This window comes from Bacteroidota bacterium, assembly GCA_016720935.1.
GTDB lineage: Bacteria > Bacteroidota > Bacteroidia > AKYH767-A > 2013-40CM-41-45 > JADKJP01.
On sequence record JADKJP010000001.1, the window covers coordinates 44,139 to 70,299 of the forward strand.

General features: G+C 40.8%; 32 protein-coding genes and 2 pseudogenes. 4 read left to right on the top strand and 30 right to left on the bottom strand.

The annotated features are described in order from the left end of the window. Nucleotide 1: 1 nt before the first annotated feature. The 17 genes from IPP86_00205 to IPP86_00285 all read right to left on the bottom strand — a co-directional run bounded on the left by IPP86_00205 (nucleotide 2) and on the right by IPP86_00285 (nucleotide 12,432). Entirely contained in the window at nucleotides 2–910 is a 909-nt protein-coding gene (locus IPP86_00205; GenBank protein MBL0136935.1) for an FRG domain-containing protein, read from the bottom strand. 35 nt (nucleotides 911–945) lie between these two features. Beyond that, nucleotides 946–1,503 carry a hypothetical protein gene (locus IPP86_00210; GenBank protein MBL0136936.1) on the bottom strand — a complete coding sequence of 186 codons (558 nt, stop codon included), beginning with the start codon at nucleotides 1,501–1,503 and terminating at the stop codon, nucleotides 946–948. Between the two features lie 144 nt (nucleotides 1,504–1,647). After that, nucleotides 1,648–5,013, bottom strand: coding sequence for a hypothetical protein (locus IPP86_00215; protein MBL0136937.1), 3,366 nt, complete (start codon nucleotides 5,011–5,013; stop codon nucleotides 1,648–1,650). Nucleotides 5,014–5,060: 47 nt separating this feature from the next. Continuing rightward, nucleotides 5,061–5,453: a hypothetical protein gene (locus tag IPP86_00220; GenBank protein MBL0136938.1), complete on the bottom strand. Its 393-nt coding sequence runs from the start codon at nucleotides 5,451–5,453 to the stop codon at nucleotides 5,061–5,063. Continuing rightward, entirely contained in the window at nucleotides 5,453–5,650 is a 198-nt protein-coding gene (locus IPP86_00225) for a hypothetical protein (protein ID MBL0136939.1), read from the bottom strand. The genes IPP86_00220 and IPP86_00225 overlap by 1 nt, the downstream gene beginning before the upstream one ends. Before the next feature lie 74 nt (nucleotides 5,651–5,724). Further along, on the bottom strand, nucleotides 5,725–6,381 hold the full coding sequence (locus IPP86_00230; protein MBL0136940.1) for a hypothetical protein: 657 nt from the start codon (nucleotides 6,379–6,381) through the stop codon (nucleotides 5,725–5,727). A 17-nt stretch (nucleotides 6,382–6,398) separates the two neighbouring features. Continuing rightward, nucleotides 6,399–6,800, bottom strand: coding sequence for a hypothetical protein (locus IPP86_00235; GenBank protein MBL0136941.1), 402 nt, complete (start codon nucleotides 6,798–6,800; stop codon nucleotides 6,399–6,401). Beyond that, a complete protein-coding gene (locus tag IPP86_00240) occupies nucleotides 6,797–7,192 on the bottom strand; it encodes a hypothetical protein (protein MBL0136942.1) in 396 nt (131 codons plus the stop codon). The genes IPP86_00235 and IPP86_00240 overlap by 4 nt, the downstream gene beginning before the upstream one ends. A 158-nt stretch (nucleotides 7,193–7,350) precedes the next feature. Next, complete coding sequence (locus IPP86_00245; GenBank protein ID MBL0136943.1) at nucleotides 7,351–7,632, bottom strand: hypothetical protein; 282 nt, start codon at nucleotides 7,630–7,632, stop codon at nucleotides 7,351–7,353. A 91-nt stretch (nucleotides 7,633–7,723) separates the two neighbouring features. Then, on the bottom strand, nucleotides 7,724–7,879 hold the full coding sequence (locus tag IPP86_00250; GenBank protein MBL0136944.1) for a hypothetical protein: 156 nt from the start codon (nucleotides 7,877–7,879) through the stop codon (nucleotides 7,724–7,726). A 7-nt stretch (nucleotides 7,880–7,886) separates the two neighbouring features. Continuing rightward, entirely contained in the window at nucleotides 7,887–8,165 is a 279-nt protein-coding gene (locus IPP86_00255) for a hypothetical protein (protein MBL0136945.1), read from the bottom strand. Further along, a complete protein-coding gene (locus IPP86_00260) occupies nucleotides 8,162–9,085 on the bottom strand; it encodes a hypothetical protein (protein ID MBL0136946.1) in 924 nt (307 codons plus the stop codon). The genes IPP86_00255 and IPP86_00260 overlap by 4 nt, the downstream gene beginning before the upstream one ends. Beyond that, on the bottom strand, nucleotides 9,082–9,543 hold the full coding sequence (locus IPP86_00265; GenBank protein MBL0136947.1) for a DUF1376 domain-containing protein: 462 nt from the start codon (nucleotides 9,541–9,543) through the stop codon (nucleotides 9,082–9,084). The genes IPP86_00260 and IPP86_00265 overlap by 4 nt, the downstream gene beginning before the upstream one ends. Beyond that, on the bottom strand, nucleotides 9,533–9,841 hold the full coding sequence (locus tag IPP86_00270) for a helix-turn-helix domain-containing protein (protein ID MBL0136948.1): 309 nt from the start codon (nucleotides 9,839–9,841) through the stop codon (nucleotides 9,533–9,535). The genes IPP86_00265 and IPP86_00270 overlap by 11 nt, the downstream gene beginning before the upstream one ends. A gap of 72 nt (nucleotides 9,842–9,913) precedes the next feature. Then, nucleotides 9,914–10,690 carry a hypothetical protein gene (locus tag IPP86_00275; GenBank protein ID MBL0136949.1) on the bottom strand — a complete coding sequence of 259 codons (777 nt, stop codon included), beginning with the start codon at nucleotides 10,688–10,690 and terminating at the stop codon, nucleotides 9,914–9,916. 67 nt (nucleotides 10,691–10,757) lie between these two features. Next, nucleotides 10,758–11,105 carry a hypothetical protein gene (locus IPP86_00280; protein MBL0136950.1) on the bottom strand — a complete coding sequence of 116 codons (348 nt, stop codon included), beginning with the start codon at nucleotides 11,103–11,105 and terminating at the stop codon, nucleotides 10,758–10,760. 37 nt (nucleotides 11,106–11,142) lie between these two features. Next, complete coding sequence (locus tag IPP86_00285) at nucleotides 11,143–12,432, bottom strand: site-specific integrase (GenBank protein ID MBL0136951.1); 1,290 nt, start codon at nucleotides 12,430–12,432, stop codon at nucleotides 11,143–11,145. 349 nt (nucleotides 12,433–12,781) lie between these two features. Between IPP86_00285 and glmM the strand changes: the two genes are divergently transcribed. After that, nucleotides 12,782–14,152, top strand: coding sequence for a phosphoglucosamine mutase (gene glmM, locus IPP86_00290; protein MBL0136952.1), 1,371 nt, complete (start codon nucleotides 12,782–12,784; stop codon nucleotides 14,150–14,152). An 88-nt stretch (nucleotides 14,153–14,240) separates the two neighbouring features. Further along, a complete protein-coding gene (locus tag IPP86_00295) occupies nucleotides 14,241–15,380 on the top strand; it encodes a cysteine desulfurase (GenBank protein MBL0136953.1) in 1,140 nt (379 codons plus the stop codon). Nucleotides 15,381–15,413: 33 nt separating this feature from the next. On the opposite strand, the pseudogene IPP86_00300 reads toward IPP86_00295, so the two are convergent. From IPP86_00300 to IPP86_00340, 9 genes and pseudogenes are all read right to left on the bottom strand, one after another. Beyond that, nucleotides 15,414–16,653, bottom strand: a pseudogene (locus IPP86_00300) (IS3 family transposase). 99 nt (nucleotides 16,654–16,752) lie between these two features. Continuing rightward, nucleotides 16,753–17,232 (bottom strand): hypothetical protein, encoded by a 480-nt coding sequence (locus tag IPP86_00305; protein ID MBL0136954.1) that lies wholly within the window; start codon nucleotides 17,230–17,232, stop codon nucleotides 16,753–16,755. After that, complete coding sequence (locus IPP86_00310) at nucleotides 17,232–17,537, bottom strand: hypothetical protein (protein MBL0136955.1); 306 nt, start codon at nucleotides 17,535–17,537, stop codon at nucleotides 17,232–17,234. Before IPP86_00310 ends, IPP86_00305 begins: the two co-directional genes overlap by 1 nt. After that, the gene (locus IPP86_00315; protein ID MBL0136956.1) at nucleotides 17,498–17,737 is read right to left on the bottom strand and encodes a hypothetical protein; all 240 of its coding nucleotides are present in this window, start codon (nucleotides 17,735–17,737) and stop codon (nucleotides 17,498–17,500) included. Before IPP86_00315 ends, IPP86_00310 begins: the two co-directional genes overlap by 40 nt. Nucleotides 17,738–17,840: 103 nt before the next feature. After that, a complete protein-coding gene (locus IPP86_00320; protein ID MBL0136957.1) occupies nucleotides 17,841–18,389 on the bottom strand; it encodes a sigma-70 family RNA polymerase sigma factor in 549 nt (182 codons plus the stop codon). 42 nt (nucleotides 18,390–18,431) lie between these two features. Then, a complete protein-coding gene (locus tag IPP86_00325) occupies nucleotides 18,432–19,406 on the bottom strand; it encodes a transketolase family protein (protein ID MBL0136958.1) in 975 nt (324 codons plus the stop codon). A gap of 27 nt (nucleotides 19,407–19,433) precedes the next feature. After that, nucleotides 19,434–20,867 (bottom strand): VWA domain-containing protein, encoded by a 1,434-nt coding sequence (locus IPP86_00330; GenBank protein ID MBL0136959.1) that lies wholly within the window; start codon nucleotides 20,865–20,867, stop codon nucleotides 19,434–19,436. Between the two features lie 57 nt (nucleotides 20,868–20,924). After that, nucleotides 20,925–21,769, bottom strand: a pseudogene (locus IPP86_00335) (transketolase). Between the two features lie 170 nt (nucleotides 21,770–21,939). Beyond that, a complete protein-coding gene (locus IPP86_00340; protein ID MBL0136960.1) occupies nucleotides 21,940–22,326 on the bottom strand; it encodes an RNA-binding S4 domain-containing protein in 387 nt (128 codons plus the stop codon). Nucleotides 22,327–22,388: 62 nt separating this feature from the next. Between IPP86_00340 and IPP86_00345 the strand changes: the two genes are divergently transcribed. Both IPP86_00345 and IPP86_00350 read left to right on the top strand, forming a co-directional pair. Beyond that, entirely contained in the window at nucleotides 22,389–22,754 is a 366-nt protein-coding gene (locus tag IPP86_00345) for a hypothetical protein (GenBank protein ID MBL0136961.1), read from the top strand. Further along, nucleotides 22,751–23,401, top strand: coding sequence for an AI-2E family transporter (locus IPP86_00350; protein MBL0136962.1), 651 nt, complete (start codon nucleotides 22,751–22,753; stop codon nucleotides 23,399–23,401). The genes IPP86_00345 and IPP86_00350 overlap by 4 nt, the downstream gene beginning before the upstream one ends. 45 nt (nucleotides 23,402–23,446) lie before the next feature. On the opposite strand, the gene IPP86_00355 is transcribed toward IPP86_00350, so the two are convergent. The 4 genes from IPP86_00355 to IPP86_00370 form a co-directional block, all read right to left on the bottom strand. Then, a complete protein-coding gene (locus IPP86_00355) occupies nucleotides 23,447–23,728 on the bottom strand; it encodes a hypothetical protein (protein ID MBL0136963.1) in 282 nt (93 codons plus the stop codon). A 170-nt stretch (nucleotides 23,729–23,898) separates the two neighbouring features. After that, a complete protein-coding gene (locus IPP86_00360; GenBank protein MBL0136964.1) occupies nucleotides 23,899–24,384 on the bottom strand; it encodes a hypothetical protein in 486 nt (161 codons plus the stop codon). After that, on the bottom strand, nucleotides 24,381–24,995 hold the full coding sequence (locus IPP86_00365; GenBank protein ID MBL0136965.1) for a hypothetical protein: 615 nt from the start codon (nucleotides 24,993–24,995) through the stop codon (nucleotides 24,381–24,383). Before IPP86_00365 ends, IPP86_00360 begins: the two co-directional genes overlap by 4 nt. A gap of 173 nt (nucleotides 24,996–25,168) precedes the next feature. After that, nucleotides 25,169–25,465 (bottom strand): serine hydrolase, encoded by a 297-nt coding sequence (locus tag IPP86_00370; GenBank protein MBL0136966.1) that lies wholly within the window; start codon nucleotides 25,463–25,465, stop codon nucleotides 25,169–25,171. Nucleotides 25,466–26,161 lie beyond the last annotated feature (696 nt).

Here is a 26,161-nt window from a genome sequence, read left to right on the forward strand (position 1 = left end):
TTTAACCGTTTTTATAAATTAAAGACTTTGCCAACCCATCAAGCCCAGGGAATAAAATTTCATAATTCAAATTCATCATCCGAAGCATTCTATTGATGGGTCCTCGAAGATTGGCTGAGAAGTTTAATTTATACAAAGCTACTTCATGCCTTCTTTTTTGGTCTTGAAATAGGTCAGTGAAATCTTCAATTCCAATCGATTCATAATTTATTGCCTCTTTTCCCTTGTCAAAGAACGACATTGCATTTTTTTCAAATGATATTTCTGAATCTGTACCTAATACGAACAACCCTTGCTGCCTTGATATTCTTTCTGAAAATATTTCGGGTTCGAATGATATCAATGCCGGCCGAACGTTTGAACTTTCTTTTCCAATGAATGAATTCGCAACATCTCTTTGAAGGTGGTAAATTTCGTCAATAGTTGTCTCTTCGCGGTCGTATGAAGTAACCTTTAAATCATGGAGTCTGTTAAAAATTGCATCATTATTTATACCAACTACAGAGAACCCAGATTTTTTGGGTTCCATTGATGCAAAAAACAGTGCAACATAAAATGAATTTGTAAAATCAATCAATCGGGTAGGACCGCCATGATGCTGAATAATCGATAACCATTCTATGTTATTATTTTCTGATGGTCTGTGAATATTAAAAAAATGTGCCTTTCTTTTGAATTCATGTAGCATCCACTTTTCTGAAAAAGTATATTCGCTTCTTGCAGTTATTGAGTCCCGTATAAACCTTTCAAGCGAAGATTCCAGCCTCCAGGATTCATCGGATTGACCCCGATAAACAAATAGTCCCTTCAGCAGTTTATCGATAAGTCCGACTTGCTCAATATTTATAATCTTTGCTTCGTAAAACCTGTAAATTTCAGCCGACCTTCTAAGTTCTGTGTTAAAAATCATAAGTAATTATGTTAGCACAAGTCGAATTTCTATATTTATTTAACAAAAGGTTGCTTCATCAGCTCTTTGACTTGTTCTACCATGTTTTTGAACTTACCGAAATCTTCCTGCTCAAGAAACACCATGGACTTATCTGAATAAGAAGCCACCTGAATATAGCCGCTCCACTTGTTATCGTTCTGTGAGAAATAACATCCTGATTTAAATCCTCCTCTTGTTTTAAATTCTACTTCAGTATAAGTTTTAGCTGTATCATTAAATATTTTCGATTGAATAAAATCCAACGAAGCTATTAGTCCATCCAGCTCATCCGCATCAACAAACGCAATGTAGTCTGAATATTGTGTTGAACATTCAAACCGTGCACCACTCAATGTTTTACTCCCTGGATCTGTCAGGTTGGTAATTTTCATCATTTTGATTTTCATACCCCGGATTTTTCCAACATCAAAAAATTCTCTTTTCATTAAAGATCCAGAGCGTTCTGAAAACTTCTCCAAAAGGCTTTTATACAGAGTGTCTTTTTGCGCTTCGCACAATGATGTAAACATTAAGCTAATAATTAACAATAGAAAATATTTATTTTTTTTCATGATAAGTGAGTTTTTGGTATTTCAAATATAAACAAAAAGCCCGGATTTCTCCGGGCTAATTGCATCATTCAAAACAAACTAGGACCGGAATGGCGTACCGGCCCGTTGATAGGAATTCAAACCTATCAACTTCTTAAATATTTGTCATGCCTTCTGCCTTTCTGCAAGACGGGTAGTTCTATCAGTAGCAGATTTAATGTCTTCAATAAATGTAACCGGAGCAGGCATCTTTGAAATCGCCCTGGTGAATGCAATCTCCATGTCCTCGGTTGTTGGAACGGGGATGCTTTGAGAAGAAGTAAACCCGGCAGTTGGCGCAAAGCCGCCACCGGAAAATTGATGTACACTCTGTCTTCCATGGGTGCGTCTTCTGAGCGGCTCGATCACATTCTTTACAAACGGAGATACCTCTGGATGCGATAGTACCTTGTGAGGAATCACGTATTCCCTCTTGTGATACGTCCAAGGTCTTGGCCCGACTGCAGTTGATTCGGATGTAGGGTTTCCGTCACCGGTATAACCACCATCATAAAATCCTGACTTCTGACTTCTGATAGCATCCACATTCTGAAGTCCTGCGGCAAGTGAAGCAGCAGCAGCAATGGCATTGAAAGGCCATGCGTAAGCTGCAAGCGATTGCGTTACTCCGAGATATGTATTGATCAGTGCCTTTGAGATGGCAAGAGCCTTGTACTGGGCTGAATCTTTGGAAAAGAATCCTGCAGCTGTATCCAGGGCATTTGTGATGACACCAAGTTTCTGAGCTTCATTCTGAAGTGTGATCTGGGTTCTGAGTTTTTCGTACTTCTCATGAATCAGATTCTTTTCTTCCTCGGTACGTTGCTTGCTTGAAATCTCAACAGCCTCCTGAGCATTGAGCTGACTCATCATCAGGTCCAGTTCCTTGGATGCATTCTCCGCTCCTGCATCAAGGCGAAGATTTGCGAATTCTAAATCAGCCTGGGCAAGTGCATTAAGTCCTTCAAGTTTTACTTGACTGATTCTATCGGTACTGCTTTTAACCGATTCAAATTCTAATGCATCATATTTCTGTTGAATTAACTCCCTGTTGACAGCACCTTGCTCAGTAATGCCATTGAGTTTATTTATTTTCTCTTGCTCAGAAAGTAGCTTGAAATCCTTAGTGCCCTGAATCCTCTGTAGTTCATCTGCTGTGAGTTTATCTTCTGCAGCCAGTTCCTTTTTCTTTGCAAGCTCAAGTGCCTCAATCTTTAATTTTGATTGATGATTTATTTCTTCAAGTTCCCTTGCATTTCTTTCAAGCTGGGTTCTTGCTTCTGCGATTGCTTGTTGATCCTTTGCTTCAGCAAGAGTTCTTCTTATTTCAAGTTCATGTTCTTCATTTCTGATAAGGGTCTGAAGCTCTTCTTCAGCAAATTTTTGATTGAGTGACTTGAGATTATTTTTACTTTCCTCAAGAATGTTCTCTCTGATCCGAATTTCTTCTTTCGAATTCCCGCTCACGGCAGCAAGTTTCCGGTCCCGAGCAAGCTGTTCGGCTGCAATTTCCTTTTCAAGACCGTCCTTTGTGATATCGATAATTGACTGACGTACATCAAAAGCGAGCGCACGCTGCTTGTCGGCAGCTTCTTTTTGGATTTCAGCAACACGAAGTGAGAATGCTGCTTCGATGCCTGTGATGTCTTCGCCTTTTGCTGTGGCAATTTTCACGGCCTGCTCACGTTCTTTCTCAGCCAGTTCCAGTTGTTGGTTGGTAGTATCAGATCCTTCGAGTTGTCTGCGCTTGATTTCTATGGCAAGGAGATCAGTCTGTAATTTGTCCGCAATTTTCTGCTTCTCCGTTTCGAATTCTTTCTGAGCAACAACGATATCGGCATACGTTTTTACATAGGCCTTCTTGAGTTCGTCCAGATCCTTGATCTGATCATCTGTGAGTTTACCATTTGCCTGTTTTAAGAGAAGCAGGTTTCCGATTTGCTTGGTGATATTCTCCTTCTGCGCTTTGAGCTTCTCTGCTTCGATTGTGGCAGTATCCTGACCTGCAGCCTTGGCAAGACGAGATTCTATTTCATAACGCTGTACAATCGCTTCCTGTTGTGTTTTCAGAGCCTCCGCATTTTTCTTCAGTCCTTCTGCCTGATCGTTGTCAAGTAGTCCGATCGCTTTACCTATTTTAGGAAGGATGTCGATTAATTTATCGGCCAGGAAAATGAGCTGAAGAATCGGCGATAAGATAACCCCGAAGATTCCAACCTTGCTTTGAATGAATGCCGATAGGTCTTGAATGCTTGATTTTACCTTACTGAAATTCGCAATCAGAAGACCAATACCAACAACCAGCGCACCGATGCCGGTCGAGATCAAAGCAGCCGTGAAAATTCTTACGCCAACAGTTGTGGCAGATGTGGTGATACCGAAAATCCTGAGAAGGTTCGTGGAAACTGCAAGCGCACCATTCCAGAGAAATTGAGCCGCGGCAGTTGCTTTCACTACCAGAGAAGATTCCTTTTGCAGCGCATTGGTGATCTCGGTAACTGAATTCAGAACCAGAAGTGCTGATGCTGTCTTCTGGATAGCGAGCTGAATATTTTCAGACTCCTTGCCGAAAAGTCCGGAAGCTCCTTGAATAAGCGTGAACCCTGCAACAACGGTCTTCACCCCTTCGGTAATCGCATTGAATGTGGAGGTATCTGAAGCGAGGTTTTTGATCTCCTGCTTGATGTCTCCGAGTTTGTCCTTGGCCTCCGCTGCCAGATTAACAAACTGAGCCTTCACATCATCGGTTGCAAGGAGTGAAGCATCACTGTATGCTTTGATGAGTTGGGTGAGTTCCTTTAATGAACCCGCCTGCTCGATGGTCGTCTTTCCGGTTGCAAGAAGAGCAGCCTGAACCTGTGAAAATTTATCCTTTGACTCAGCAGCAAGATTTGAAATTCCTGCGTTGATATCATCCAGCGTATTCTGCGCATTCTCAAAACCTGCTTTGTTGATATCGGCTTTCAGGTTAGCAAGCTCTGTAAGTTTCTGCTTTACCGATTCAAGAGCTCCGGCATAGTTACCGACATTCCGCTGATTCCTTCCGGTACTTGCTTCCTGCTCCTTCAGCTTTGTATTGAGAGAAGTAATGGAAGCAGACAGAGCTTTTCCGCGTTCTGATGTTTCGCGTTCCGATTCAGAAAGCAGATTCCATTCCCGGATACTTGCCGCGAGCTGGTTCTGAAGCTGACGAAGCGAGTCCTGTTTGTTTTGATCAGCGGCGAGAGAAAGCTGTACCGCCTTCTCCTGGTTGCGGATTTCTGTGGTTAAGGCTTTTTCTTTTTGCTCAAGCAGGATGGCTTCACGCTGAAGGTCCTTAAATTCCTGAGTGGCTTCTTTTCCGGCAGCTGCCAGCAGGCTCATCTGCTTTGCTACCTCTGCCTGTTCTTTGAATAATTTCTGAAGGCTCTCTCTTCCTGTTGCAATTCCGGTGATCAGACCTTTGATGTCCACATCCACCTGAAGGAGGACTTTATCTTTTACCTCTGCCAATGCTCATTACTTTCTGTTTAAAATATTAATGTTTACTAAATAGGAAATCATTCAACTGTCGGCCCGATAACAGTTTGCTGTGATCCTTGAGTAGGAGGGTGTTGGACTGACGCTTTTAGTTTTTCAATTTCTAATCTGGTATCTTCATTGGGTACAACGATTGTAAGGATTTGTTCCGCGGTGCTGTTCACTTCGAGTTCAGCCCTTGATAATTTCGGGATTGCATACTCAAATAGTGATATCATGATATCAAGATACCTGGCTGGGCTTCTCCTGCGGAGCTTTGCAATAGCTGCAAGAATGTTGTCATATTCTGATTCAATCAGGCTCGTGATTAATTCTCTTGCAAGTTTATTTCGCTTATCCGGACCTCTGGGCTTTGCCTTTTGTTTAGCGAGCTTTGCCCGTTCAACATTAAATGAAGTTGAATTTCTTGCCATTAGAAATACCTCCTCCCGGTTGTGTTGCGACCAATTACTTCGCTCGCTTCACTATTCGACTTAGTTGAACGGTATTGCTTTTTCCGGTCCGCCTTTTCCAGTCTGGCAATATCCAGGGAAAGCTTTTCGATTCTTTCCTTCAATCTCATAGCGCTTGTATCAGAAATTCGTCCGGAATTTTTCTCATTGGATTTCATTTTTTGTTCTTTCGTTTAAATTACCTTATTGAATTTGAATAAGTGTTGCAACACTGTTGCAACAGGTGTTCACTTTAACTTTTCAGACGTTTGACCAGATCGATCCATGGGCCCAAAGAAATAGCAAGACCGCCATTTTTGTCAAATCCAACATAGTCCCGGAGTGTTCCGCCTTGTGTGCCATTTGGGTCAATAGCGCGATTCAGTCCGGTTTCTTTGCGCGTGAATTCATTGAACTTTGTGATTGAATCAATCATTCCCTGATATGCTTCGTGCAGTTCTTTTTCTTTTTCTGTGACTGCGAAGACTGAAGATTCGATTTCAACTGAATGCAGCCATGTTTCAGAAATAGTTACATCATAATCCGAAATAACATAAGCGTCCAAAGGGGCGGCAATTCTTTCAGTTCGTTTCAGTCCCTCATTCGCGGAATGACAAAATCTGGACGTACTGGGCCATTCAATTCTATCAAGAAACGACCGTCGACTTTCTTTGAATCCACCAGGAAGCGCGGGAGTTTCGGGAGCGATAGATTCAAAATAGCGTTTTGCGAATCTTTCGGGATCATGAAGCGCCTCTGAAAGGTTGTCTGTTGAAATTGGTATTCCCGCTTCTTTCGCTTCGTCAAGAAATACCTGAATAGGAATCAGCCCTTGTTTTGCTGAAAGGATTCTCCTGTTTATTTGATCTTCATTTTTGTAGACGAGTACTTTTTCATTTGTTGTTTTCATTGCTTTGGTTTTGGTTTTTAAATGCACTGTATGAGAATATTTATTTGGTTTAACATTAATTCAAAGGTGATTCGACTGAAATCATCCTGCCTGAATACATGGGCTAACAATCCGGATGAATTATATAAATCGATTTCTTGCGAGGTAGTAATCTCGTCATTGGCACTGCGCTTGCACGTGTAGATACATTTAATGAACTTCCTGTTCTGATTGTATAGCGTGACCTCCATAACTTCACGATTCAAAGAATCTATTTCAAGTTGAACAGTGATTCCTTTGCTGTCAAGCAGATCCGATAGATCATCAACAAATTCGATAACCCCAGGGAACAAACGTTCGGAAGCAATCAGCCTGTCTTCATAACTTAAAGGCCTGTTGATTTGCTCAATTATTTCAGAATAGGAGTAGCTTGATTTCATTTTAATAGTCCAATATTTTTTATTTGCTTGAGAGCGGTTTTAAACTGTTCGATACCGTAATCTGACAAACTGAAAGACTGCAATTCCTTTCCCTTGATATCTCGGAACTTTAAGCTGACAATAATTTTCCCACCCAATTCTTGATCCTTGAATGCAATCATTTCACATCTACTTCCAACTTCATTTACAAGCCCAAACCTTGTTGATATGATTCCCTCATGCGAATCAATACTCATTTCAATTCCATCTGGCCTGTAGCCGCTAACTGCCTCTCTCAACATTGTGCTTACGCCTGGGAATGTGTTTTCGCATTCCTTCATAATTGGATGATAACTCGGGTCCTGAACTACATCAAGAAGAAATTCTGTTGTGGTGAATCTTGCTTTTTTCATGTACATTTGATCTATCAATTCGTCCAAGCTTTGATCAGGACCCGGTCTTTTACCTGCGTAAAAAGCCGGGTTTCTGCTTTTTAGGTCCCTTGGTGGTCCCGTTATTTTGATGTCTCGGATTCAATCGATTGTTATTCAAGTTTATGGATTCCTTTATTTCAGTCCCGGGAGGAGCTATGAACACTCCATGCCCATTTCCCGAAATCTTCGTTACCTGGATACCGTGTACCTGCAGGGAAGCTTTTGCCCGCAATACTGAATGCACCGAATGTTATTCGTTTGAAAACTTCATATCCATGGATTTTTCCGGATGCATTAAATACCTCTTCGTAAATGAATCCCTTTTCTGATTCATGGACACGGGTCAAAGAATACCCGCTTTTAGAGCGCAGTGGCTCCAAATTTTGAACGATATCTTTCGAGTTGGTGAGTTGTATCATTTGTATTGTCCCTTGCTTTATTGTCCTTGTAACGCGTGTGCGTATCTCTTCGCTAATTGATTTTTTCTGTACCCGATATTTTGCCGTTATTTTAACGGGCACTATTATTGGCAACCTGATCACGAAGCCAGTGGATTTTTGAGGAGATAACCTTGATCCTTGCTTTGTATGTCTTGGTAACTTCATCGCGCTCGCTTTCGAGCCGGTGAATTTGCTTTTGAAGCTTCTTGGTTAGTGGGTTTATCATTGTGGTCTTATTTTTGGAATTCTAATTCAAGTTTCAGTCGTTCAATTTCTGATAGGGTGTCAAGTAATTTGCTTTCGTATTGTCTATTTTGTTTACTCAGCGATATGGCTGCCGGCAAAGCAATATTCAGTTGATCGTAGGCCTCGTGATAAATCTCAAACAACAACTTTAATTTTTGAAGTAAGTCGAGTCTATCTCCAAGACTGTGTGCTAATTCGATTTCAAGCATGTCGGCCTTCATCTTATTGATGGGCTCGAATGTTTGAGCCAGTGCCTCTATATTCATGATGCAGGAAACCTCCTGACTTCATCTATTTTTTCATAATACCGATTGGAATATTTATCAAAATAAAGCGTGCATGTTCCGCGCTTTCCGACTCCCTTCGGCTTGTATTTTTGTATAACAAGATGAACTTCGTTCTCTTCGTATGGCCTTCCAGATTCGTCATTCAATCCAAACGGTGGCCTCCAGACAGAAATCATGTTCATGCCCTTCCGATACCACGCTTGCCCGCCTGCAATTTCTCTGGGAGATGCAACCGGGTAGAATCTTGAATTCCCGTCTTGCACGTACATTTGATCGGCTACATGTGTAGAAACTATGTTGAGCCTGTTTTTCTCTTGCGCATTCCTTCGGATCAGACCAAGCTTTTCTTCCAAATACAGATCCTGCCTGTTTGCTTTTCCGAAATCATGCTTTAACTCATTCCAAGGATCTATCACAGTAACCTGAATTTTTCCGGTTTGCTTTTCGGCCTCGTCAATAAGCTCATAAAATTGGTCAGGCGTTATGTCATTGTAGCCTGGATCAATGATGACAAGTTTATCCTGTAGTTCGGCAACAGTCCGATACATCTGATCTTCGGAAACATTACCGTCCTGATTTTTGTAAAAAGGCCGTCTGTTTACTTTAGATATTATTTCCGCAAGAATTTCTTCTTTTGATCCGGATTCAGGTGAAAAAATTGCAACCCTCCATCCGTGAACTTGTATGCAGTAAATAAGCAGGTCGTAAATTATTTCAGATTTTCCTGAGAATGGAGCGCCGTAAAAATACAGGGTGGTCCGTAACATGAGTGTCATGTGATCGTCCAGGCTACTGAATCCAGTTGATTTGCCGCGAGAATTACCGGTGCGCTTTATCTCATCAAGCCTGTCTTTTATGTCAAGAGGCTGAAACCAGATTTTTTTATTTTCAGCTCTCATTGGTTCAGCTCCTTCACTGGTTTATAATTTCCATTTTCAACAACACCGTTCCTATCAGAAGATGAAGATGAAGAGTTGTCCGCTTGTTGTTCACTTGTTGAACATGTGTTGTTCATCCGTTTAAACCTTTCGGCAGATTTTTTTCCAGCTTTCGACCTTTTTACTCTGAAATCTGCCTGTTTTATTCTTTCCGACTCTAACCTGTCATGCACAAGACTTTCAGTATGGCTTGGGTCTTGTGTGAACATTTCTTTAACTTTTTCTATACTTTGCTGCTTGCACCGACCACCTACAAGCGACTTTAGTTGTTTGGTGTTTTTGGGAATTGAACCGTTTAACCAACAATAGCACAACAGCCTCATGTATATTCCTTGCTCTTCGTGTGTCATCATTGTAACACGTAAGGACCGGAGCCAGTCACCAGGATAAAATTGAAAAGCAGGTGAACTATTGCCCATGCTTCCGGCCCCCCTTCGCGCTGTTCATCTCCATCACTTGAGCTCTCGAAAAATATACCCTGCGACCAATGCGCTTGAATCGGATTTCTCCGGACCTCATCCATGCATTGATAGTAACGCGCGAAACCTTCAATTCCTCCTGCAGCTCCTTTGTAGTCAAAAGCGAATCTTGCTCCTGGACCTTAGTAGGTTGCTTCTTAAAATCAGGATGGGAGGTAAGGAAGGAAGTTAACGCGGCTTTGGCGCCTCGTTGAATAAGATCTTCGATTTCTTCTGGTGACAGAATTGCAGCTTTCATGCTTATACTTCAATTTATAAGTACAAACATATTGTGCCAGAACCACCCTAAGTTAGGGAACTTAGGGACTAATCAGGATTTGTGTAAATACCTTACTTCTCTGTTTGCGATAGACAAAGCAGTTGTATAATTGAATTTAGAAAGAACTCCCTTAACAGCTCGTTCTTCGTTTTGAGTGTAACTTGTGTGTATTGGTGCTGCTACATCAGAAAATTTTCGAATTGCACCTTGAATATTTTGAATATCCTTATTTGAAAAGCTTCCCCATTCAGAAAAGTGTTTTTCAACTTCAATTCTAAGTAACGGGGCATGGTATGGGATATCACGTTGAAGTTCTTTTGTAAAAATTAAATAAAGCACTGTTCCAATAACCTTATTCCTGTTTTTTACGGGTGACAGACTGGCGCTTGCGTTAAACAATGGCAATAAGTCGCTTTGAATCCAAGCCAGTATTGTTTCTCTTTCTTTAATTCCTTGCATTCTATATGCAATGTTGTTTGGAAAACCAGCTTCAGCTCTCTTTTTTTCAGTAAACAAACTTCCTTTTGTTCTCGCTATCGAAGCATGAATACTGTTAGTAAGGTGTTGAATAAAATCCCGTTTTTCTCCTTTGAATTCATCAAGATGAAATTTTATATAATCCTGAAACTCCAAAAAGAAATTCTTGAAATTGTGAATGAATTCGCCTTCAACCCGAGAATTCAAATATGTAAAATCTGAATCTGTTGCTTCGCTCCTTAATTCATCAATCTCAATCTGAAATTTCGATTTACGAGCTTCATTTTTAAAAACCAATGAATAATAACTTTGGTCCGCAAAATCACTAAAACTTTTTTTTTCTCTTTCCATTCGTCCAAGAAATTAGTTTAAGTAAACGCGCCCGGAACAATTAAGAACCGGGCGCAAAAATGTACTACTATTTTTGTAAGCCCATGTACTGAGCTGATAGCTTGTTGAATTCGTTTTCTGGAATTGTGTTTATTGCACCTTCAATTTTTCGGAGGCTTGCTGTAAGGTTATTGATAAGGGTCAGTTTTTCAGCGATCTTAGTGCCCTGGGCAGCATAATTTGGATCTGTTAATGCAAGCTCAAACATTGTATTCAGCTCTTCCGTTGTTTTTTCCGCACTCTGTATCCCTACAATATCAAGGGCGGCATGAAAAATTGTCAGTAGTTCTTTTGAGTATTTGAATTCTTGCTGTTGTACTTCAACAGATGGTTTGTTCACTGGCAATGAAATTGATTTTCTGGCTGTGGTTTTCATCGGTGTTTGATTTTAGAAATGTGAAAATTTATGTTGGTTAAACTACTTTCATGTTTGAATCTGGCTTTTTATTCCAAACTCTATTGACTTCAGATTCAGTGATTTTTTCAGTGATCTTGATGTAGGATTGCATTGTTTTATAGTCTGTATGACCTGAAACATTCATAATAACTTCAGGCTGCATTCCATCAAGTAGACTGATTGTGATGAATGATGAACGGCCTCTGTGAACAAACAACAATTCCCATTTTTGTTTTGTGATCGCCTCCTTTGCGGTTCCTTTGTTTTTCACTATTGTAATCGGTTCGTCAATTCCTGCCAGTCTTGCAATCTCTTTGATATGCTTATTCACTTTCGTACTGCTAACACGTGGAAGGGGATAGGTGTCACTTTTGTACTTAGAAAGAATATACAGGGCCGGATCAGACAAAGGAATTCTTACAGGTGTATCTGTTTTTTCCTGTGAAACACTCCAAAAATTACCCTTGATTTGATTTCTGGTGATCTTTGAAATATCTCCCCACCTTTGCCCGGTGTAACAACCAAAACAGAAAAGATCCCTGGCACGTTCGTAGGCTTCTATAGTAGCGTCCGATAAATTTGATTTGCTGAAATCGTAATATAAAATACTTTCAATCTCAGCCTTCGACAGGTAAACTACATTCGGTTTGTGCTGTGGTAAGAATTCAAACCCCTTCCATCCTTTATTGGTTGTGAGCTCCTCTAATTCTGCCCATTTCATGAATGTTCTGAGTAGTTTGAAATTCTTGTTGGTGGTTGTATTAACGTATTTCTTCTCTTTGACAAAGTAGTTTTGAAGTGATCTGTAGAAATCAGGGTTCATTGATTCAAAATCAACGGTCCTGATCTGTGAAAATTCCTCCAATAAGCGCTGAAGGTTTTTGTATTTTCTAATAGTTGAAAGACCTCTCTTTGTTTCCTTCTCTGAAGTGAACCTGTTAAAAGCATCCCAGAAGTCTCGCTTCGATTCAATTGGATTCCCGAAGATGAAATCAATTATTTCAGTCCGGTATTGAGTAGGGGACAATTTGCGCCCATCTCTTGCGAGATTATCGTTAAATTCCTTTGCCCGGTTGATTATCCTTTCGAGTCTGATATTCAGTTCAACAGCACCGGAATAAGAAGCCAATACACGCTGTTTCTGTTGGTTCCAAGCTTTGGGCTTGATCCGTTCAGAAGTGCTTATCTTGGTGGTTTGCCGTTGTGATCTCAGGCCGTCTTCGGACTTGATAGTCCTCCGAACAAAAAGCAGAATTGTAGTTTCTGACGCTGATTGGGGATCAGCCAAAAAGAATTTGTATTTCATAATCGTCCAAGATTGATTCAGTAAAGATAAGTCGGGACCAAGTCGGGACCAAATTACATTAGTTTAACTTATCAACAATATGCTCAAACTTTACAACATATTGCGTTCACCCTCTGGAAACAAGGCCTTCAGCGCATCTTTCAGCGGGAATGATGTAAACTGAAGTAAAAGGGGTTTGACTCCCTCTGGGTCCACCAGGAGAAACCGGTTCAACAGAACCGGTTTTTTTTTGCGGTTTTTCCACCCGAATCGTTGAAAAGTCAGCATAAAAGAACCGGATATTCCGAATAAAAACAGGGAAAGCCATTATCTTTGTATCCTTGATTTTTACCCTATAAATTTAATCAGTTTGGCACTCATCAAATCAATTTCAGGAATCAGAGGGACAATTGGCGGGAAACCCGGAGAAGGTTTGACACCTGTAGATATTGTTAAGTACACCGCGGCCTATGGCACCTGGCTCATGGGTAATTTACCGAAAAGTAATCGCAGACCTGTTGTCGCACTTGGCCGTGATGCCCGCATTTCAGGAGAGATGGTACAAAATCTCGTTGCTGGTACGTTGAAGGGACTTGGCATCGATGTTATCTATCTCGGGCTTTCAACAACACCAACGGTTGAAATGGCGGTGAAGGATATGAAAGCTGACGGTGGGATCATTCTCACTGCCAGTCATAATCCCAAACAATGGAATGCCTTAAAACTTTTAAATAACCTCGGCGAATTTATTTCAGCTGCCGATGGTGCTGAAGTACTGCGGATCGCGAATGAGGATGCTTTCAGTTTCGCGGAAGTGAACAAGCTCGGGAAGTATACAACCGAGCCTCATTATCACCTCAAACACATCGAGAAAATCCTTTCTCTGCCATTGGTGGATGTAAAAGCCATCAAAGCCCGTAAATTCCGGATCGTTATTGATTGCGTGAATTCATCCGGTGGCATTGTGCTTCCTGTATTGCTTAAAGCGCTTGGCGTAGAAGAAATTATTGAATTGTACTGTGAACCTACAGGGCAGTTTCCTCACAACCCGGAACCATTACCGGAGCATCTCGGAGATATTTCCAAAGAAGTAAAAAAGAAAAACGCGCACCTCGGAATTGTTGTTGATCCGGATGTAGATCGTCTCGCGCTGGTGTGTGAAGATGGTGAAATGTTTGGGGAAGAATATACTCTGGTAGCAGTCGCTGATTATATTCTGAAACATAAAAAAGGAAACACTGTTTCCAATCTTTCGAGTACACGTGCGCTGCGTGATGTCACTGAAAAAGCGGGAGGCAAATATTTTGCCGCCGCGGTGGGTGAAGTAAATGTAGTGGAAGCGATGAAAGCCAATCATGCTGTGATCGGTGGAGAAGGAAATGGCGGTATCATTTATCCTGAATTGCATTATGGTCGTGACGCTCTGGTTGGTATCGCTTTGTTCCTGACACATCTTGCGCAAACAGGAAAAACAACTTCCATGCTAAGAGCGACTTACCCCAACTATTATATTTCAAAGAATAAAATTGAGCTCACTCCGGAAATCAATGTTGACAAGATCCTGGAAGGTATTCAGTCCAAATACAAAAAACAACCCATCAACACCATTGATGGAGTGAAGATTGAATTTGACAAGGAATGGGTACATCTCAGAAAAAGCAATACTGAACCTATTATCCGGATCTATGCGGAAAGTCAAAGCCAGACCACTGCTGAAAATCTGGCCGAAAAATCATTTTGACATCAAAGACATGATCAGCGAGAAGTCAATGCGTTGATAAAAATTTATTGTTAATTCCGGGCTTGCCCACAAAAGCTGTATTAGCCACATGAGAGTTTATCTCGACAACGCTGCGACCACGCCCCTCGATGAGGAAGTTTATGAAGCGATGCTTCCTGTTCTCAAGCAGGGATTTGGAAATCCTTCTTCCATACATTCTTTTGGAAGGGAAATAAAAACCGCGATTGAAAATTCCAGAAAGACAGTAGCGAAAATTCTTCGAGCAGCTCCTTCAGAAATCTTTTTTACTTCGGGAGGAACTGAGGCAGACAATACCGCGATATTCTGTGCGGTTCGCGATTTAGGAATTCGTCACATCATCACTTCAAAAATCGAACATCACGCGGTTTTGCACACGGTTGAAGAATTGCAAAAAGAAGGAAAGATAAAACTCAGTTATGTTGATCTGGATGAAAAAGGAAAAGTAAAGCTGGATCATCTCGAAGAATTATTGAAGACGAACGAAAGAAGTTTGGTGTCCTTAATGCATGCCAACAACGAATTGGGAAATGTTCTTCCCTTGAAAGAAGTGGGCGAACTCTGTAAAAAGTATGATGCATTGTTTCATAGTGATACGGTGCAAACCATGGGACATTTTCCCATTGATGTGAAAGAAACAAATGTTCATTTCATTACCTGCGCTGCTCATAAATTTCATGGACCGAAAGGAATTGGATTTCTTTTTATCAGCAACAAAGTAAAAATCCATCCTTTCATTTTTGGCGGAGCTCAGGAAAGAAATATGCGTGGGGGCACTGAAAATGTTTATGGAATTGTGGGACTGGCAAAAGCTCTGGAATTGGCCACAGGTCACATGGAAGAGCATCGTCAACATATTCTAGGTCTGAAAAAATACATGATTGGAAAGCTGGTTGAAAACATTCCGGGCATTCAGTTCAATGGTGATTCGGCCAGTGATGAGAGTTTGTATACCGTATTAAATGTCGCTTTTCCACCTTCTGAAAATTCGGAAATGTTACTGTTCAATCTGGATATTGCTGGTATTGCATGTTCCGGTGGCAGCGCGTGTTCTTCAGGCAGTAATGCGGGTTCACATGTGTTGAAGGCAATTTATGGAGAAGTCGATCGTCCTTCTGTGCGTTGTTCATTTAGCAAGTACAATACAAAAGAAGAGATTGATTTTGTGATTGAAAAACTAAAGGAATTGTATACAGTGAAAGTAGCTTGAACTAATGAATCGTCCTAAAATAGGTTGACAATTTTAAATGGTCCCGATTGCCTGAGGTAATCGGGATTTTTTATTTAAATACACTTCCTCTGGCGTTTTCATTTTCAATGACAGATGTGGTCTGATTGTGTTGTATAAATATATACTTTCTTTTAACAATTCGCATACCTGCTGCAGTGATTTTAACTTTCTGTCTAAACCAAATTCCTCTTTTATGCTTCTGTTCATCCGTTCAGCTAACGCATTTTCATAGGGATCAGAGTTTTCTGTCATACTCAATTGAATGTTGTTCTTCCAGGTTAACTCACTGTACTCTTTGCTACAATACTGTAATCCTCTGTCTGAATGATGAATGGTAGATATTTGGTGTATTTTATTATTAGCCGCCATTTTTAATGCTTCTATCATACTGGAAGTCTCCATAGTTCTATCTACTGCGTAACCTACGATCTTTCTACTAAAAGCATCTGTGATCATGTTCAAGTAGCAATTTCCTTCTTCAGTCTTAATATAGGTGATATCCTTACCCATACCTGATCCGGTTTTTCAATGGTCATGTCTTTAATCAGATTAGGCCATTTCCGAAGCCAATGCTTACTCATTGTTGTTTGCACATATCTCCGTTTTGGATGAATCAACAGATTCAGTTCTCGTAGTAAATCAAAGAGTTTATCTCTACCAAATTTGATTTGTAATTCCCTAAGCTGATCTTTAAAAAGATGATACAGCTTTCGCGTTCCTAATCTGGGCAAGAGTTTACGGTATTGATCGACCAGCTTTTTAACTGCAATTTTCTTTTGCGCCTCCTGTGCAGTCTGATTTTCCAGCTTATAAAAATATTGTCTGGTAAAGCCAAGTGCAGTCGCTATCAGTTTGGTTGATCGCTTTTTTTCTCCTGTTCCTCGGAAGCTTTTAACGACAGGAGCAAATACTTTTTTCGGATATCAGTTCCAAGAGTTTCATCTGCGATATCAATGGCTCGGTTAAGAATTTCTTTTTCTGCCTCTAATCGTTTGATCTTCTTTTCCAATTCACTGATTTGTGATCTAGGGGGTCGTTTTGATTTCACAGGCGTTTTGCTTTTCCAGTCTAATGTACCATGTTTTCTTAACCAGGTCAAGACCGTACTTTTTCCTTGGATACCATACTGTTTTTGACTCTGCTTGTACGTAATAAGCCCTTTTTCGACTTCATCTACAACTTGCAATTTGAAGGCTAAACTATAATCCCGTTGAGTCCTTTTCTCTTTTGCCGAAGCACCTTTGTTTCTCATATAAGTTAACTTTTGTGTCAACTTATTTCAGGACGAGACATAATATCAAATAAAAAGGGCCAACAAACTGTTGGCCCTTTCTGCTTTCAAGGGGTAGGGTTATTTTCCTCGTAATTCTCTTCTGTCCTGGCGACGTTCATCCTTACGATCCTGGATCATATCGATTAGTTTTCTTTTGAAATCTTCTTCGGCTTTAAAAAGTTTAGCCACCTTTTTTACAGGAAGAACCTTTTTAAACTGGGGATTGTATTTCTTCATTACATCCAGTTCGCTCTGGCGGAACATCAATTCGTTATCAATGGTTTTTTCTACTTCCGCGTCGCTCATTTCATCGAAATTCAAACGGGCATTCATCAGGTTTTCTCTTCTGGATTTCCGCAATTGTTCGAGCTCATCCTGATAGCGGTTGTAAACAGGCCAAAAAACTTTGGCTTCCTCCGGAGATAAATTCAGCCGTTCAGTGAGAAAACCGACTTTCATGGATTCCAGTCGTTCTTTCACAGGAGGTGGGTTTCCCTGAGAAAAAGCGGCAGTGTTCAGAATGAAAACACCAAGGAAGAGTAGAATTTGTTTTTTCATTATAATCTTGATTCTAATTGTGAAATATCAATATCGTTATCAATCAGGTATTGTTCGATGTTATCATTCTGATCCTCTACGGAAATGTCCTGGTTTTGTTCTGCGAGAAGATCCATGAGAGTAGATTCGTCAAGTTCATCAAGGACAGGTGAATTATCGAGATCCTGCATTGAGAATTCTGTCGCCGGTACACTAACTGAAATCTCCCTGGTGAAAAACCGTATGCTGATGAAGAAAATCAGCAGGAGGGAAGCGAATGCTATAGTCACCCTTGGTCGTAAAAGAACCGCGAAGAAAGTGCGCAAACTGAAAACCGAATTTTCTTTTCTTCAATTGCATTGCTGATCGCGAGTGGCAATTGTTCGAAATATCCTTCCGGAACTGAAAACGGATTAACGACAGCTGATTTTTCAAAATCAGGTAATTGTTGAATCTGAGATTGGATGAGACCGGGTAATTCTTCAAAATAACCATCCGGCACGCGAAAGCCTTGCTGATCTTTCATTGATTCCAGCAAAGGAGAAAGCTTTTCGTTTTCGTTGTGTATGGATTGATTATTTTTTCATTCAGGTATTCAATTTCTTTGGATGTAATAAAGCTGAAATGGTTTAATTTCCGGTGAGGTATTTTTCGATTTTTTTAACCGCATGATGGTAAGAAGCTTTTAAGGCCCCTACTGTAACCCCTAAAATCGCTGAAATTTCCTCATATTTCATTCCATCATAGTATTTCATGTTAAAAACGATACGTTGCTGGGTGGGAAGTTTCAGAACTGCCTGTTGCAATTTCATCTGGATTTTTTCACCTGAAAAATTGGGGTCACTGGCTAGTGAATTGGAGAGTTCGTATTCAACATCTGAAAATGGGATGGCAAAACGTTTTTTTTTCTGATTCAGGAAAGTGAGGGATTCATTTGTGGCAATTCTGTAAAGCCATGTATACAATTGGGAATCTTCACGAAAAGAAAGGAGTGATTTCCAGACCTTGATGAAAACATTTTGAATTACATCATTGGCATCCTCATGATCGATGACGATCCTCCTGACATGCCAATACAACCTTTGCTGGTATTTACGAACCAGTAAATTAAATGCAAAATGCCGGGTAGATTCTTCCCGAAATTGCTCCAGCAACTCGAGGTCTGTGTATTCAGTCATTCTAAAATTTAAACCCCGGCAACCCTAGTTTTCGGGGATGGATCAGGAGTGTGTCAGTTCTGGTTTTCTGCGCTTGATTGCTTTTTCAGCAGCTAGTACTATGTTTTCGGCTTCCAGACCGTATTTCTTCATCAATTGTTCCGGTGTACCGCTTTCTCCAAATGAATCGTTTACAGCCACGTATTCAAGCGGAGAAGGGAATTCTGAAGCAAGCACCTGAGCTATAGCATCACCTAAACCTCCATTCATTTGGTGTTCCTCAGCGCTAACGGCACATCCTGTTTTCCGAACTGAAGCTAAGACTGCAGCTTTGTCCAGTGGTTTAATCGTATGTATATTGATAATTTCAGCACGAATCCCTTTTGATTCAAGAATTTCGCATGCTTCGAGTGCCTTCCAGACCAGATGGCCTGTCGCGAAAATGGAAACATCACTACCTTCATTGAGGAGAACTGCTTTTCCGATTTCAAAGTTTTGATCTGCTGGTGTAAAATTCGGCACAACCGGCCGGCCAAAACGCAGGTAAACCGGACCATGATGTTTCGCAATCGCGATTGTAGCTGCTTTTGTCTGATTGAAATCACATGGATTGATAACAACCATTCCGGGAAGCATTCTCATCATTCCGATATCTTCAAGGATCTGATGAGTAGCTCCGTCTTCTCCAAGGGTAATCCCAGCATGGGAAGCACAAATTTTCACATTCTTATCCGAATAAGCCACAGATTGTCGGATCTGGTCATAAACCCTTCCCGTAGAGAAATTCGCGAAAGTTCCTGTGAAAGGGATTTTCCCGCCGATGGTCATACCGGCTGCAATTCCAATCATATTCGCTTCGGCAATTCCAATCTGGAAAAAACGATTTGGAAATTCCTTTTCAAAAGCGTCCATTTTTAATGAACCTGTAAGGTCCGCGCACAAAGCCACAACATCCGGATTTGATCTTCCGAGTTCAAGTAATCCTGCTCCAAAACCGGAACGTGTGTCTTTCTTTTCTGTGTATGGATATTTTTTCATGGGTCGTGATTTCTTAGTTTGTGGATCTTATTGATTCAGGACAATAATATTGGATTCAGAAGAAACAATGGAAAAATCTTTTTCAATGGTATAAATGGATTCTTTGGAATTCTTAGACCGGTAAACTACGTGATATTTTCCCGGCTGAAGGACTATGGTTTCTTTGTTCAGATTGTCATCGAGATTGTAAATCCATTTGAGATTTCCTTTGTCTTCCACATATAGGCTACCGTAACCCTGATTATTGCTGATGATGGTCACCATTCCCGGACGCGGGATTTGTAAGGTTGTGGTTTTGCTCTGGCTGATGTCGATATTTTCAAGATTGATTCGTGGCAAGGTGAGGATTTCGAGATCGTATTTTCCGACAATGTATTTTTCCGTTGTATTAAAATCCTGAACGTTCAAAGTTTTCATTTCACCATGCTGGCGAACAACGGCAAGTGGTTTTTTAATTTCCGAAGTGCCGTCAAATTTCAGAGTGAGGAAACCCTGCGGCGCGTCAATCCCAACTATGGTATGTTTTCCGGGTGTCAGCACAACTGAGTCAAGCGAAACACTCGGAATCGTATGTACTACAATTTTATAAATCGGCAACGGATCAATCACCAGTGTATCCGGATTACCTTTTGAATTCAGGGTATGAATAAAGTTGTATTTAATTTCTCCATTCCAGCGATCGTAAAAAGTCATGTTGACATTGGTCTCCGTTGGGTTGTGGGCCATGTCCAGAAGATTCACCTGCATGGTGGTGGAATTCAATGCCTGTGAAATAACCACATCGAGGGCTTGTTTGAAAGTTACTTCGTTTGTTGCGTCAAAATAGCGGCCAACGCATTCAAAAGTTTTTTTCCATGTTTCATCGATTCCCATACCGATGACAAATGGTTTTAGAAAAATTCCTTTTTTCTGAAGAGCCTGGGAAATAGCGCAGGGATCGCCGCCACATTCTTCAATTCCATCGGTTACAAGAATGATGATGTTTCGGGATGGGCTTTGAGGAAAATCATTTCCGCATAACTCAAGTGATTTCGCTATTGGTGTTGTTCCTTTTGGAACCAGGTTTTTCAATACTTGCTGAATACTTGAAATATTCCCTTTCGAAAATGGTACTTCCAGTCGGCTGTCATCGCAATCCTGTGGTGGATAAGGTTTCTGATGACCATACACACGAAGAGCGAGTTCAATGTTGTCAATGTAGCGGAGACTGTCAAGAACCTTGTTCATCAGTGAACGTGCGATATCAATTTTAGCACCGCTTTGCCATCTTCCATACATACTTTGGGAAGCATCGAAAAGGAATTCGATCCGCGTAAGGGTAGGGGTTTTTTGTTTTTTTGCCTGCTGGGAATAATTGTTCGACGTACATACAAAGAAAAACAAAAACAACACGACCATTCTTTTCTGAAGAAGTGAAATCGCAAGTTGTCTTAAGGTTTTATTTTGAAGCACAGTTTTCAATAAGTATGATTTGAAAAATCCCCCGGTTTGTATTTGTATTACCTGAGACAGAACGCATCAGAAATCTCCAAGCGTTTCTTCCAATTGCGCCAAAGCGGTTTTTGTTTGTTCCGGATTTGGAGCCACACCATGCCATTTATGAGTATGCATCATAAAATCTACACCCTGTCCCATTACCGTTTTCATCAGGATCATGACCGGTTTTTGTTTTCCCGTTCCGGATTTTGCTTTTGCAAAGTGTCCACTACTTCCTGCATGTTGTTTCCGTCCATTGTTAAAACTTCCCAACCGAAACTTTCAAATTTTGGTCGAAGATCACCATAAGGCATAACGTGTTCAATGGAGCCATCGATTTGCTGATTGTTCACATCCACTGTTACAATAAGGTTATCAACTTTTTTCGCTCCGGCATACATTACTGCCTCCCAGATCTGACCTTCTTCCATTTCGCCATCTCCACACAGGCAAAACACTGTACTGGAGTCACCATTCAGCTTTTTTGTAAGCGCTGCTCCGATAGCGACACTGATTCCCTGACCAAGTGATCCGCTTGCAACACGGATTCCCGGCAGCTTTTCATGTGTAGCCGGATGACCCTGAAGCCGGGAATTAATCAATCGGAAAGTAGAAAGTTCCTTGACCTCAAAATAACCTGAACGCGCGAGAACACTATAAAAGAGAGGGGAAATATGTCCGTTGCTCAGGAAAAACAGATCTTCTGTTTTACCATCCATCGAAAAAGCTTTCGGGTTGTGATTCATGATTCCGAAATACAATCCAACAAGAAAATCCGCACAACCAAGGGAACCGCCAGGATGCCCGGAATTGGCGACTGTAACCTGACGGATAATATCTCTTCTCACCTGAGAAGCAATTTTTTGCAATTCTTGAGTGCTGCGCATAGTTTGGAAATGTTTGGGGAATTCCGGGGATTTGAGAAGCACAAAAGTAGGTCTTCTACGTCACGGAACCGGTCAGGAAAGACCTGATTTTTCAAGAAAATATCAACAAATCAAAAACGCAGAGAAGCAATTTTTATTGAAAGAACTGAATGAGGAAAAACTGCCATTTATCAATATTCACCCATAAAATCATCCAGATCCCTGCGTTCCCGCTTGGTAGGTCTGCCTGTTCCGGGATCCCTGAAAATAGTAACTCTTGATGCCCTTGCCTTGTAAGCAGCGATTTCTTCCGGTGGGGTCAGATCTTCGGCATATTCAGGTACCAGTTTCGCGTTTAGCCTGTTTGAAGTCAGGTTCAGGACTTTCAGTGTTTTCACCAATCCGGTTCTTTTTAATTTAATTTCTTCGCCAATTTTAACATGACGGGAAGGTTTTACCGCTTGTCCCTGAATGATAATTTTGCCTTGTTCGCATGCTTTGGTAGCCAGTGACCGGGTTTTGTATTGCCGGACTGCCCAAAGCCATTTGTCTACACGTATTTGTGTTGGTGTTTCCATGAGTTTTCAAAGATAAAATATTCAATCAATCCGTATCTTTACACTCTCAATCATTTCTCTTTATGGCCTCAGATTGGATCAAGAAAAGATTTACGCATCAGTTTGTACTTGTTGCATTAATAATTACAACCGCTCTCATTGGGTATACACTTCGGTCATTTCTGGATGCCATTCTTGGAGCAATAATTCTCTATGTGTTGTTCCGTCCAATGATGCGCAAATTGTTGGAGAAACGAAAATGGAAACCCTGGCGTGCAGCGATGTCCATCATTTTACTTTCTCTTGTTCTGGTGATGATTCCGATTTTGGCTATGAGTTATATGATCATTCCGAAACTCTCGATTTTTTTTAATGAAGGATCTATCACCATGAAAGTTCTGAAAGATGCGGACATTAGTTTTCAGCGTATGACCGGATTTCGGCTATGACCACTGGCAACATCGCTAAACTTCAGTCGGAAGCTGCAGGATTCATCACGAATTTTCTTGGGGAATCAATGATCATTCTTACCAATATTCTGCTTTTGTTTTTCTTTTTTTACTACATGCTCATCAATACGGGAAAGCTGGAAAAATTATTAGAGGATTACCTTCCTTTCTCACAGGATAAGCTTTCTCGATTTTCGAAAGAGCTGGAATCACAAACATTTTCGAATGCATTAGGATCGCCTTTACTTGCCATCATTCAGGCAGGGGCGGCAGCTCTCGGTTATTGGATATTCGGCTTACCTGATCCGTTGTTTTGGGGAGTAATGACAGGATTCTTCTCTTTTTTTCCGGTGGTCGGGTCCATGCTGATCTGGTTGCCTGCAGCCATTTATCAATTGTCCGCAGGGCAAACATGGCAGGGAATAGCAATAGGAATATTTGGTGTCGCGATCATCGGAACCATTGATAATATTTTCAGGTTTATTTTTCAGAAAAAATTCGCGGATGTACATCCGATTATCACCATTGTGGGAGTGATTAGTGGATTACAATTGTTTGGAGTATCCGGGATTATTTTTGGTCCGTTATTGTTATCCTACTTTTTAATTCTCCTGAAAATATTCATGGAAGAATATCTGACTAGCTGAAATTAGTTTAAGGAAAGAGTAAGTCAGGAACGGAGCCCACAAAAATTATTTCCTGTCCGCTGCAGAGAAAAGATCAGCTTTCGATTTTGGCCTCTTATTTTCAAGCCAGGAAAATCCTTTTAGTCGAAGTTCAGTTGTTGCAAGCTCATGAATTGGATACATGGTACCGTCGGGATCGTTTTGCAGCGTAATTGTTTTCACTTTGCTTTTATCCACGAAAATGATCATGTCACTACAATCTGCCCGGTTTACTGCGAAGTTCTGTTCTCTTTTATTCTTGGCGTAATAGATCGTCTGGCCGTTTCCTTCTACATTAATTCTAACCAACTCATTCTTTTCAAAAACCAGTCATCCGTTTTCCCCTGATCTGATTGAATTTAAGTGAGTCCGGAATTTCCAGGAGACACTGTCAGCCCGTGAAGTAATAAAAGAATTATTCACCAGATGAATATGCGTAATTTCGGAATTAGCGGTCTGGAGAGTAACAGAATCAGCAGTCAACTGGTTGAGTCCCGACCAAAGTACCGGTTGATAAAACATTCGGATTGTTGAATCTCTGAAATTATAAACAAGTGAATCACAGGAACCCTGAAAATCAGGTTTAAAAAGTCTGACATCGTGGAAGGCGTACATGTTTCTTTTAGATGCGGCAGTATCTCCATTGATTTTTTCGCCAACGGCGAGCAGTGTATCCGCATGTAAAAAAAGAGTATCTGTTGTAAAATCTGCGACATCAATGCATGTCCTGTGACCCAGGAGGAGTCAGTGACTTCGTGATGTTCACCATAATCTCCACCGATAATAATTTTATTTGTTGTATCTTCAATTGAAACGTTTCCAAAGACGCGGCCGATTCCGGAGTTTCTGTCATAGAGTACAGAATCACCACGCAACAGTTGTGTTTCAGTTTGCAGATAAGCGTTTTTATGAAATGAAGATGTCTGCTTGATAGTATTGTACCAACCACTTTCACAATAGATCACATTTTTGCTGAATGCAACCAGGTAGGTCCAAGAAAGTAGGCGGATTTATCAAGAGTATTGTAACGAAGTGTATCGCCTTCCATTCTGTATTTTGGATTCACCAACAATACATCTTCACGGAAATACATATCGTGGGTATTGCTGTAATAGTAACCAAGGCGGTGGTTAATGGGCTTTCGCCGGCGACAATATTTTACTGTCTTTATAAAGGCGATATCTGTTCCGAGGTCATAATCCAGGCAGGGAGTCCTTGGGTCATACGTTGATCGCTCAAGGACGACATTTTCAAATACCTGTGCTTGTCGTGTGTTGCCATCGTAGAGTAATCTTTTCCCTGTTAATGTCAATGTATCCCCCTGTGTAATCCTGATATTCTGAAAAGCTTCCAGCCTGTTTTCATCCTGGTACAGATAAGCGCTATCGCAATGCATAATTGCATTTTCATGCTTGAATGCGACATTTCCCAATAAACGGGTTGCTTTCGCATTGATGCTCTGATCAAATTCGCTGACATCCGCATTCAGGAGCTCAATTTTTTTTGGTTCCTGAGCAAATACCGGATTCAGCAGAAATATGAAACAATTCAAAAGCAAAGAAAAAGGGCAGAACATTTTCTCATAGATTCTGCAAACATAAGGAATTTCTTATTTAAATTGTCGAAGATGAAAAGGAAGAAATACAGAAACAGATAATCTGTTTCTAATTCAGCATCGCACTGTTTTCATTCAGGCTTTCATAAACGATTCTGCTGACCCGGGCACGTACCTCAGGTACGACCTTGTTGTCACGGCCTTTGGTCATGACGGTTGAAACATGGGTCTGTCGTGGTAGTAAAAATACCGGTTTCATGGAGTTGCTGGATTTCGCGCAAGATGCGCTCCCCAAATTTCCGTGCAATCTTTAATGACGGATCCATGTATTTTGAAAAGCCGGTTTTAAATCCACTTTGTGGTAATAATTGAAGCGCGTATTCTGAGGCTTCAGGCTTTAGGACAGAGGAATTATACAAAACCCTGAGAAGGCGGGAGCATTCCTTTACAGTTAATTCATAATTCGTCTGGACTTGCCGGGAATCGGCAATTCAAGATCCTTTAAAATGTTTTGATATGCAATAAAATCAACATCTCTGTTCAATAATGCAGCTGCGTCATTATCTGAATAAATGATCATTTGAGCGATGAGATCTTTACTTTATAATAATTGCCGGGTACCAATACATTTCCGGTTAAGAATCAATTCGGGAGAGAAATCTCACCAAAATGACGCATGAGAAGAATCTTAAAATGGATGGATTGCTTTCAACATTTTTTAGATAACAAATCATGGTTACCACCTTCATGATACTTCCCGGACTATATGTTTCAGAAGGATTTATGCTAAACCATTTTCCATCAGACTGTTGCCCGGAACATTACAGAAGCGCTTTGAATGACTCCGGCTGCCTTTGCTGGTCAAAAAAACTGATTCAACTTAGCCTTTAAGTGGTCAAAACTCTGTTCCTCGTTCCGAGCATCCACCAGTATTACGGGTTTTGGTCAATTCATAAATGTTTTGACGCAGGATTTGGAACGGAACAATTGTTTCTTTCTGAAACCCGTTCAATCACTTTGGTTGGTTTTTGATAAAGCCATGCAAGGCCGATCGAAGAAAACCAGCAAAAATCAGCTAACAAATAGTAAATTGGTAACTTGTAGGACAAAAATTTCCTTGAGTTCGCAGTTCGCTTTTGCCCCCAAAGAAAAGCGAATGCTCGAAGTGTCTTTATTACTGGAGAAAA